At 65.6% G+C, this 9,269-nt stretch carries 12 protein-coding genes; 2 read left to right on the top strand and 10 right to left on the bottom strand.

From position 1 onward, the window contains the following. From CV1CTNOD_RS07595 to CV1CTNOD_RS07560, 9 genes are all read right to left on the bottom strand, one after another. On the bottom strand, nucleotides 1-1,291 hold a 1,291-nt coding region (locus CV1CTNOD_RS07595), incomplete at its 3' end, for an aldehyde dehydrogenase family protein (RefSeq protein ID WP_131785481.1). A 540-nt stretch (nucleotides 1,292-1,831) separates the two neighbouring features. Beyond that, the gene (locus tag CV1CTNOD_RS07590; protein WP_278043876.1) at nucleotides 1,832-2,041 is read right to left on the bottom strand and encodes an NAD(P)H-binding protein; all 210 of its coding nucleotides are present in this window, start codon (nucleotides 2,039-2,041) and stop codon (nucleotides 1,832-1,834) included. A 142-nt stretch (nucleotides 2,042-2,183) separates the two neighbouring features. Continuing rightward, nucleotides 2,184-2,519 (bottom strand): hypothetical protein, encoded by a 336-nt coding sequence (locus tag CV1CTNOD_RS07585; RefSeq protein ID WP_131785438.1) that lies wholly within the window; start codon nucleotides 2,517-2,519, stop codon nucleotides 2,184-2,186. 11 nt (nucleotides 2,520-2,530) lie between these two features. Next, nucleotides 2,531-3,754 (bottom strand): SPFH domain-containing protein, encoded by a 1,224-nt coding sequence (locus CV1CTNOD_RS07580; protein WP_242606461.1) that lies wholly within the window; start codon nucleotides 3,752-3,754, stop codon nucleotides 2,531-2,533. A gap of 106 nt (nucleotides 3,755-3,860) precedes the next feature. Further along, complete coding sequence (locus CV1CTNOD_RS07575; protein WP_242606460.1) at nucleotides 3,861-4,079, bottom strand: transposase; 219 nt, start codon at nucleotides 4,077-4,079, stop codon at nucleotides 3,861-3,863. 204 nt (nucleotides 4,080-4,283) lie between these two features. Beyond that, entirely contained in the window at nucleotides 4,284-4,568 is a 285-nt protein-coding gene (locus CV1CTNOD_RS27680) for a hypothetical protein (protein ID WP_347402906.1), read from the bottom strand. Between the two features lie 15 nt (nucleotides 4,569-4,583). Continuing rightward, nucleotides 4,584-5,279: an ABC transporter ATP-binding protein/permease gene (locus tag CV1CTNOD_RS07570; RefSeq protein WP_347402905.1), complete on the bottom strand. Its 696-nt coding sequence runs from the start codon at nucleotides 5,277-5,279 to the stop codon at nucleotides 4,584-4,586. Between the two features lie 569 nt (nucleotides 5,280-5,848). After that, nucleotides 5,849-6,160: a MazF family transcriptional regulator gene (locus CV1CTNOD_RS07565; protein WP_131785437.1), complete on the bottom strand. Its 312-nt coding sequence runs from the start codon at nucleotides 6,158-6,160 to the stop codon at nucleotides 5,849-5,851. Next, nucleotides 6,157-6,417, bottom strand: a complete 261-nt coding sequence (locus tag CV1CTNOD_RS07560; RefSeq protein WP_131785436.1) for a toxin-antitoxin system HicB family antitoxin — start codon at nucleotides 6,415-6,417, stop codon at nucleotides 6,157-6,159. The genes CV1CTNOD_RS07565 and CV1CTNOD_RS07560 overlap by 4 nt, the downstream gene beginning before the upstream one ends. Nucleotides 6,418-6,520: 103 nt before the next feature. Here CV1CTNOD_RS07560 and CV1CTNOD_RS07555 point away from each other — a divergent pair, with 103 nt between their 5' ends. Continuing rightward, nucleotides 6,521-6,712: a hypothetical protein gene (locus tag CV1CTNOD_RS07555; RefSeq protein ID WP_131785435.1), complete on the top strand. Its 192-nt coding sequence runs from the start codon at nucleotides 6,521-6,523 to the stop codon at nucleotides 6,710-6,712. A gap of 338 nt (nucleotides 6,713-7,050) precedes the next feature. Here the strand turns inward: CV1CTNOD_RS07555 and CV1CTNOD_RS07550 are convergent, their stop codons facing one another. Further along, entirely contained in the window at nucleotides 7,051-8,262 is a 1,212-nt protein-coding gene (locus tag CV1CTNOD_RS07550; protein ID WP_131785434.1) for a hypothetical protein, read from the bottom strand. A gap of 73 nt (nucleotides 8,263-8,335) precedes the next feature. On the opposite strand from CV1CTNOD_RS07550, the gene CV1CTNOD_RS07545 reads away from it, so the two are divergent. After that, nucleotides 8,336-9,127 (top strand): glycosyltransferase, encoded by a 792-nt coding sequence (locus tag CV1CTNOD_RS07545; RefSeq protein WP_131785433.1) that lies wholly within the window; start codon nucleotides 8,336-8,338, stop codon nucleotides 9,125-9,127. Nucleotides 9,128-9,269 lie beyond the last annotated feature (142 nt).

Genomic DNA, 9,269 nt, shown 5'->3' with positions numbered 1-9,269 from the left:
TTGTGGCGGGCAATACCAGATACTGCCGCAGGTACAAGTCCGCGAACGTGACCGGGCCACGGGGGCCAGGCACATGATCCACGTTGATTCCCGTCTCCGGAATCGCGTGCAGCTTGAACCCGTCCAGCAACCGGGTCGTGGCGTTCCAGAACACACCCGTGCCGCTGTAGCTGTCCATGAACGTCGCCGCGGCGTGCGCGTCCTCGGTGACCACCGTGGCCGCCAGCCCGGACGTCTCCGTGTTCGCCACCCGCGCCGCCTCTCGAGCGTCGCCCACCGGGGCCACTGTCACCGTCGCCTCGTTGCCCGGGTCCAGCGCCCACTCGTACCCCAGTGGATGCCCGTGCGGGGGCAACGACAGGCGAATCCTGTTGTCGCGCAGTACGTTCTCCACTACAGGGCGCATCGTGTCGTATACCGCGTCGGCGATCAGCACCAGGTTGACCCGGTTACACACGCCCAGCCGGTCAGTGCCTGCCCGCAGCAATCGCACTACGGTGTCGCGGTCGGCCGCGGCGTCCACGTAAAGCACCCCGCCGCCGTCGGCATGAGCAAGCGTACGGACTCCATAGCGGGCTGCCTCCGCCCCAAGCGCCGCCGTGGTCTCCCCACTGCCACGCAGGATCACCAGCTTGATCAGCCCCCGCTGGCGAACCAGCGCCGAGGCGAACTCGTGACCTGGTTCCTCGACAAGCTGAATTGCGTCGGAGTCCAGGTATGCCGCCCGCAACGCAGGCACGATCACATGCCGGTGCAGCGCCAGCGCCGAGCTGAGCGCGGCCGAACCGGTGCGCAGTACCCCGGCGTTGCGTGACTTCAGCAGTTGCGAGGCCACGTCGATGGTGACACCCGGCCGCGCCTCGAAGTTCGCCCCGATCACCCCTACCGGCCGCCGTCGCTCCACCAGCCGCAGCCCGTCAGGCAACTCACGCAACTCGATCTCGCGCGGGGGCACCTCGACTGCGGCGAGCAGGCGCAGCTGGGCGATCGTCGCGTCGATCCGCTGCTGTCCCAGCAGCAACCGATCCAGCAGCGCAACGCTCATCCCCGCCTTCTCCGCGGCACGCAGGTCTCGCTCGTTCGCCTCGACGATCTCCGCCCGGGCAACGGTCAGCCGTTCGGCCATCGCATCCAGTGCGGCCGTGATTTGCTGGTTGGTTGCCTCGGCCAGGGATTCCGCTGCGACCGCCGCCAGCCTGCCGTATCCGGCGACAACAGCATCCGAGGCAACCAGGGCATCGTCACCCTGTGGTCTTCTGTCAGTACGTTGGTGTGGGCCCGCAGATGTCATGTACCGGGTGTCCTCATCTCGCCGTGAACGACTCGTGCTGACCGGATGGTATGCAACGAGCTCTGTTGCGTTGACCGGTCGGTGATGCCCCCGGCGTGCGTGACCCTGAATGGCCACGCACGGCTGTCGCGCGGTGCGACCCAACCCGCCTCTTGAATCTCACAACAGATCCGGACGTACCGATCTCAGCGCCAGTCGTCACAGAAACGGTGACAATCGAAACCTTTCATGATTGACGCCTTTCACGAATTCATGGTTTCATGGTTTCATGGTTTCATGGTTTCATGGTTGACATTTTTCACAGAGACGGCCGTCCCAACTTCATCCTTCTTCCAGCGCCCTTTTGATCGTATCCAGATAGTGGATGTCGGGTGGGCTGATCGCAGATGGCAATAGGAGGCGGGGACGCCTGAGTCCACGCCGAATCGATCACTAGCAGGTGGGATGATCCAGCTCCACACGGATGATCTCCTCGGACCGGACAGCAAGATCCCCTCGGTCGCTGCGGAGCATGCTCGTGAACGACAGGCGACGCACCGACTACCCGGCAACACTTCCACGGACGACCACGTCCACGCCCGCCACGGCATCCCGGGCGCCGTGGCCCGACCGCAGGTCCGCGGTCGCCCACGCGTACCCGGTGCTGTCGTCGGCCGACCGGGGTCTGCGGCTCATGATCCGCACCTCGCGGCCAGCGTCCACCAGCCGCTCGACCACCAGCCGGCCGAGCAGACCAGTGCCGCCAGTCACCAAGATCTTCTGATCGTGCACAGGCCCCTCCCTGCTTACTGTCTGTGCTTAATTGCCCATCAGGAACCGGTGAGACCTCACGGAATGTGAGTCAGAGAACACGCTCGTTACGGATTGTCAGAGCAGGTAACAGTTCGTTGAACTACCCATGTTGCAGGCTCAACAGCGCGGCCCGCTCCCTCGCCTCGGCCATCGCGGACTGGAGCTGGTCGTACCAGTCCGCCCGGTCGTTGGCGATCTCGGACACGGTAACGGTCTCGAAGACGAACGGCTCACCGCGCCGGTAAGCGACCCTGCGCACGACGACCCAGGTCCTGGACTCGAGCGAGTAGTGATGTGCCTCCCATCGGGCCCGCGCATGAAGAGCGATGCGCTCCCTGCGACGTCGAGCTGCCACAGCCGCATTGACGAGCTGGACAGCAAGGAGGACGAGCAGTGCCACCACGGCCAACCCTCCGACGGCGAGGAAAACGAACATCGCCCGCCTCCCTACCGCTGTGGAGATGTGATCGCGAAACCGGATCCCGGCGCGAAGGTCGTGACGGTCGGTGGAATGGCCTTGAGCTGGTCAATCGTCGCACATGCCGGGCATTGTGCATAACCGGACTGCCGTTCCCGGTTGGCCTCGGCGTCCGCGCGGGCCTGCGCCACCCTTGCCTGCGCCTCGGTGACGCCGGCGAAGGCGGCCTGCGCCTTGTTCACGGCATCCTGCACCTGCTGCGGCAGCGTGATGCGCACCAGGTTGAATTTCAGCCCGACGAGGAAGGGCTCGCTCAGCGTTTCGGTGAGGTCCTGGGTGAGCGATTCATTGATTGCTGTCTGCACCTTCGCGATGTTGGCGTTGTTCGACCCCGCGGCAACGGCCTGCGCCGCGCCGGTGCCGGTGCTCTGGTTCGCGCCGAGCTGGACGAGCGTGCAGCTGGAGACGAGCTCGGCGCAGCCGAAGGTGTTCACCTGCTGCCGCAGGGCGTTTTCGATCACCGGTCGGACTATGGTGTCGAGAAACGCCGACCAACCCTTGTCACCCGAGTAAGCGGCGTAGTAGTCACTGCCGGCCAGTCCACGGAACTTGCGGGTACCGAACTTGTCGTCGAACTTGCGGAGTATATTGTGGTCAAGATTGAGGGTGAAGTAAAGAGTTCCCTCGATGCCCATCTCGACACCGTCCTTGGACGGTACCAGCACCACGTCCTCGCCCGCGCGGTCGCCGCGGTTCGGGTCTGCAGTGATCGTGTAGAAACGCTGTTGGGCGGGATACTTGTGGGCATCGGAATAAAGCCCGATCCAGGTCCGCGCCGAGGCGGGGTCGAGGATCTTCCTGATCCGGTGGTTGTCGAGCGGGCCGCCATTGCGTATCACCGCGACCTCTCCGCCGTCGGTTTTGTCGAACGAGCCGAGAGTGCTGAAGCCCAGCACGAGAAGATAGACCGTGACGATCCCGGCCGCGCAGATCGCAATGATCCTGGTTAAGGTTCTCTGTCTCATGACCGTCCTCGCCATCGGCGTCGACACACCGATATGGCTGTGTAGGTGTATGGAACCGGTGTCGGTGCCGCGTGGGTGTCGATGACAATCCGTGCCCGGCAGCCCCGCAGGCGCCGGACAACCGATCTGATGATAGCCGAAAACGTCTGCTTCGTACCAGAATTTTCTGTCGGCAGTGAACATCCTGTTGATACCCGCGACGACGCGCGAGGCCCCTCCGGTGGCCACAGGCCGAACTCCAGTTGCTCAGACGCCGGGCACGAGCGACCAATCGGATGTGCCTTGCCACGATGCCGGTGTCCGCCCCTATCGAAGCCGTCCAGGATCTGTTCGCTCACGAAGAAGCTCGCCGCTTTTTTAGGAAGGCAATGTCCATCTGTGCCTGCGCGTACTTCTTCCGGGGCTCCTCGAGTTCCGCGCGTTCCGGCACCGACAACGGCTGCTCCTCGGCCTCGCTGTCTTCCTTCGCCTTCTTCATCCAGTTTCCCAACGTGGCCTCGTTGATACTCAGACTCTTCGCGACCTCGGACACCGACCGGCCCGAGTCGAGCACCAGCCTTACCGACTAAGAATTGCCGAAGCGCACAGTCATACGACACACCGGCCTTCCGCATTCGAATGGGAAAGCCAACCGCCCCAAGCAGTCTGCTGCGGGGCCGTGACATGATCGACTGGCAGGGCCGGCCGCTGGACCATGTCCACCCGGTCGTGTTCATCAACGCGGTCGCCCGTCACCAACGTCCATGGTCAGTACAGCTTAGGGAGCCTGCGTGTCGAGGAACTGACTGGCCTGGAGAGTGAACAGTTCGCGGTAAATCCCGGGCCGGGTCATCAGCCCGGCGTGCGTGCCCTCATCGATCATCAGGCCGTCGTCGAGGACGTAGATGTGGTCGGCGTTGCGGACGCTGGCGAGCCGGTGGGTGATCAGCAGGACCGTCCGGTCCTGCCCCAGCTCGCGGATCAGGCTGAACAGGGTCTGCTCGGCGCGGGCGTCGAGGGCTCCCGTGATGAGGAACGGCGCGTCCCGGCAGACTGCCCACACGCAGGCGATCCGCTGCTACTGACCACCGGACAGGTCGTGCCCCGAGTTGTACTGGCGGGCCAGGGACGTGTCATAGTCGTACGGTAGCTTCTCGATCACCTCGATCACCTCGATCACCTCGATCACCTCGGCCGCGCCGGTCGCCTGCGCGGCGGGTATGACGCTGTCCGGTCCGTCCGCAGCCAGTCGGCTGATCCGGCCGACGGCGATGTTAAGCCTGGCCGACATCGGCCACTGCGTGTAGCTCTGCGGGATCAAGCCGATACCCGACTGGACGCTGTCCGGGTCGATCTCGGCGAGAACGCTGTCGTCCCAGCTCACCGTGCCGGAGTCCGGCTCGTACAGACCGAAAAGGATCTTCGCGAGCGTGGATTTGCCGCTGCCGTTGGCGCCCACGAACGCGACGACCTCACCCTTGCGTAGCTCGACCGTGACCCCGCGCAGCGCTGGCGTGTCCGTGTGGGGGTAGGTGTAGGTGACGTTGTCGGCCCTGATGACTGTCGGGTTGGTCAGCGCCAGGCGTTCCCGGGGCGCGGGTAGCCGGCCGGTCGCTTCCTCGGTCCAGGTCCGGTACTCGCCGAAGTAGAGGAAGTTCTCGTAGGCGTCGTTGAGGCTGTTCAGCGCCGAGGACAGGGCGCCCCGCCCGTTGCGGATCGCCAGCACCGCCGTGCCTGCGGCGGCGAGCGGCATGATGCCGGTGTCGAGCAGCACGATCAGCGCCCCAGGCCAGTGACCAAGCGAGCCGGAGCAGTCCCGGCAGCCGCTTGGCCATCACGATGAAACCGGTTTGTGCCATCGTCCGGTCGTGTTTCGTCCACGGCCGGGAGGTGTCGTCGTCCTCCTTGCCGTATGTCAGGACAGGGTCGCACGCCGGCGACGGGCCGCCGACGGGCTCTGGGGCTGGCGCATTCGACGACAGCGAGGCCGCTCGTCCCGTCTTTCAAGGGGATCGGTTGCAGCCCCCGACCACGGTGCGGTACACCTCGACCAGCGAATCTCCAGTTGCCCGACCGGGCGCGCCAGTTGGCGACCAGCTCCACTCGGTGCTGCCGGTCCGGTTCGGTCGGGTCAGTCACGTGCAGGCGGGCGAACGTATCCAGCCGTACGTGGACGTGGACGTCAAAGCCTCGGCCCGGTACACGGTGATCACCCCGTCCACGACGGCAGGAAAGTCGGCCCGTCGTTGCCAGTCAGCGAGCAGGCCGACGTCTTCGCTGAGGCGTTCGAGGATGCCGTGCGCCGCGATCGCGTGGTCACTGTGGCCGAGGGTTGCCGCCGGTTCAGCGTTCGGGCGTGGCCAAGATCTTGAACAGCATGGTGTTGGCGTTGGTGAGCGTCTGAGTGTCGACCCGGCGCAGGCACTCGCCCAGGCCGGCCTTGGCCACGAACGTGACCAGGCCCATCACGGCCCGCTGCCCCTCGCCGAGGTCGACGCAGAACCCCTCGTCGGTGGCGTGCTCCACGACCAAGGCAACCAGCACGGTCGGCTCATCGACGATCTCGTTGTAGACCGTGGAGCTGATGACCAGCACCGTCTGTGGCGCCGGCCCAGTGCCCGCAGTCCAGATCTCGCCGCGCCGCGGTGGTCTCACTCGGTGGCGCCCGCAAGGTTGGGCAGCCCCGCCGCCGCGAGAGCCTGCTGATTGGCCTCACCGAAAGCGAGGGCCGCACGGGCCGCCGCCGGGTTGGCCTGCACCCAGGCCCCGTGCGCGGCGCAGCGCCGGCGCATGTCCTCGGCATCGAGCAGGCCCTCTACCCAGGCGTTCATCGAGGTGTGCTCGGCCTCGGCGTACCGCTTGACCGCCTCGTAGGCTTCGTCCGAGAGTCGGAGTGTGATCGTGCGTGTCATGCGCGACATGCTAGCAAGATATGCTAGCAAGATCTGCCGGCAACGCGGACCGCATCGTCGGTGTCGAGGACACACTCCGGTCCGCCAGACGACGAACGCCTTGGTGGCACTCGCCTTCTTCGATGACGTCGACCGCGGTGGGGGCGCGCTCACCCGGCTCAACAGGTTCGGACGCTGGGCCGCCGACACCTTCCAAGCCGTCCGCAAGGATGCACACGGCCACCACGCCGACGAGATGAAGCACCTCGTCGACGACACCGCGCGGCTCATCGAGAAGATCCGGGACTCGGCATGAACAGCGACATCCTGCTGCAGGAAGTCGACCGCACGCTCCACGGCGAGGTGCCCGGAACCAGCGGACCCGGCCACGCGCATGCGTCTGGATGCTCCGCCTGGCACTGGAAACCGCCATCAAAGAGCTATGGGACCGGACCCGACCAGAGATCACCAAGATCCCGACCCGCGCCCATTTTTCGTGCTCCCGATGAATCGGGCACCTATATCGGGTATCCACCAAAGCGGGAACGATTCGCTCCGGACGGTTCAGCGAGCAGCCGATGGGACGCGGCGAGGAACTGCTCGACGTGTACGTGATCTTCGGCGGTGAACAGCCGAGAGTGGGGCCGGCTCTGGTCATAGGTCGGGTGCGCGACGCCGACCGGTAATGATCCAGGTTCCGGCGATGATGAGAAGCGCGAACAGGAGAAGTCCGCCGCCGAGGGCGGCCAAGAGGACGATCCGGTCGCCGAGGCCGAGGGTGCCGGTGAGGGTGACTTGCAGGGAGCCGACCGCGAAGGCGATCGCGGCGGTGAACACGGCGACGAGCTCGACAGCGCGGATCGCGGAGGTTTGCAGGGTGTGCTGCAACTCGTGGTTGGCTTCGTCCTGTTGCTGCCAGCGTCGTTGCTGGTCGGCTGCCACCCGCGCCCGCTGCCGCCCTTCCTGGATCATGTCGCGTTCGCGCATGTACTGCTCCTGGAGAAGCTTGTGGCTGACGCGGCTGCCGATGGCGGGGAGGAAGCGTAGCGCGGCGTCGATGCTGTCGAGCGCTTCGTCGTAGCTTTCGCACATGCGTTGTCCGGTCGCGAGCCGGAAACGGAAGAGGTGATCGCCGGGATACTCGGTGACTGCTTCGGTGGCGTGCTGGCGCAGTTGCTCGCCCTGGGCATCGAACGGGGACGCTGCCCACAGCGCGTTGAGGCAGACATCGATGACGCCGCGCGAGCGTGAGGACGCGGTCCAGGCCTGGTCCAGGAGTTCGGAGGCGTATTCGGCGGTGAGCGCCCGGCTACCGAATCCGGCGAACGCGCGCAGTGCGACGAACAACGGGTCGGCGCGGTGGGGGCCGGCGGCGACAGCGAGCAGGGAAGATTCGAGGAACTGATGAAGTTCGTCGAACCAGAAGTTGGCCCGTAGTTTTCCCGCGTGGTAGACGGTCGCGAAGTAGCAGATGTCGGCCGAGCCCTGGAATTGTTCGATGATCCGGCCCGTGGCGACGGTGAGGTCTTCCCGGGACTCCACGGTGTCCTTCGTGATGAAGGCGTAACCGAGCGACCATTTCTCAGCGATGTCGGTCACGTGATCCGTATGAGCATGGTCCGCCAGCCACCGCGCGCACCGGGCGGCGACCTCGACCGCCGGAGCGTCGAGGAAGCGGCGACGCCAGTACCGGTCGGCGCAGATCAGCCACGGGTCCGCCGCGAAGTCGGAGGTGGGGACGTCGAACGGCGGTTCCACTCCAGCATCGATCAACACAGCCGCAGCAGCTTCGCAGACCCGATCACGTTCCCGGGAGTCAACGGTCGACGCCTGACGCAGTACCGCGGTGATCTCGGCGATATCCATGTGTCCCCTCAGCTGATCCGTCGAGCCAGGTATCTATCACACGGAAGTCCCCGTTCGGGTACATACTGCTGACGTGCGGGTGGATGTGCTGACAGCGGTCCACGCCGGCTATGCCCGCTACCTCCCGGCCGCGTGGACGTCGCTCGCGGACCAGTCACATCCGGACTGGACCTGGCACGTTCAGATCGACGGCCTCGCCGGTCCAGCGCGAAAAGCATTGGCCGCCTGCGGCGCCTTGACGGACCCGCGGGTGCGGGTCGCCGCACACGGCACCCTCGAAGGACCTGCCGTGGCGCGCAACATCGCGCTCGGCCGGTGCGACGCCCCAGTCGTGCAGAACCTCGACGCCGACGACGAGCTGGAGGCACACACGCTCGCGAGCCTGACCGACGCCCTACGGGAACACCCCTCGGCTGGATTCGCGGTCGGTCACGCCCGCGACCTGTTCCCCGACGGAACTCTGCGCGACTGCCCGCTGCCCCTGCGACCAGGTGTCCTGCCACGCGGAACTCTGCTCGCCGCATGGAGCACCGACGGAGACCATCCCCCGGTACATCCCGCCGGTGTCATGTGGCAGCGCAGTCTTCTGCTCGCCCTCGGCGGTTGGTCAGCACTCCACCGCATCGAGGACACCGCCACCCTCATCGCGGCATCGGCCCTCGCGGACGGCGTCCTCATCGACACCCCCACGCTGCGCTACCGCCGACACGGCGCGCAACGCTCCCGCCAAATATCCGAATTTTCGGGGGGGGGGGGGCAAATTGCGCTGGTCCGAGAACGCGCCACCCTTCTCCTCACGATGGCACCACAGCCACAGCCAGCAAAGAAACCCCAGCGCAGTCGCTCGACCCACCATGAAGGTTAGCGCGACGGCCAGCGCCTGCGGATAGAACTTCATTCGCGAACCGCCGGAACTCTGAGGAGTAAATTAGTGGCTGTAAAGAAATAACTATATCTTCTATTCTCTACGCCGCTACAGGCGCTTCGAGGGTACAATTCCACTCGCT

This window comes from Protofrankia symbiont of Coriaria ruscifolia (assembly GCF_900634745.1).
GTDB classification, from domain to species: domain Bacteria; phylum Actinomycetota; class Actinomycetes; order Frankiales; family Frankiaceae; genus Protofrankia; species Protofrankia californiensis.
Note: the sequence above shows the minus strand (reverse complement) of the source record. Positions and strands in the feature narration are given on the sequence as shown.

What these genes read in the sequence shown, in the direction of transcription:
- CV1CTNOD_RS07585 (WP_131785438.1), bottom strand. Translation starts at nt 2,519, where the DNA reads ATGTTCGTTTTCCTCGCCGTCGGAGGGTTGGCCGTGGTGGCACTGCTC.
- CV1CTNOD_RS07560 (WP_131785436.1), bottom strand. Translation starts at nt 6,417, where the DNA reads ATGACACGCACGATCACACTCCGACTCTCGGACGAAGCCTACGAGGCG.
- CV1CTNOD_RS07550 (WP_131785434.1), bottom strand. Translation starts at nt 8,262, where the DNA reads ATGGATATCGCCGAGATCACCGCGGTACTGCGTCAGGCGTCGACCGTT.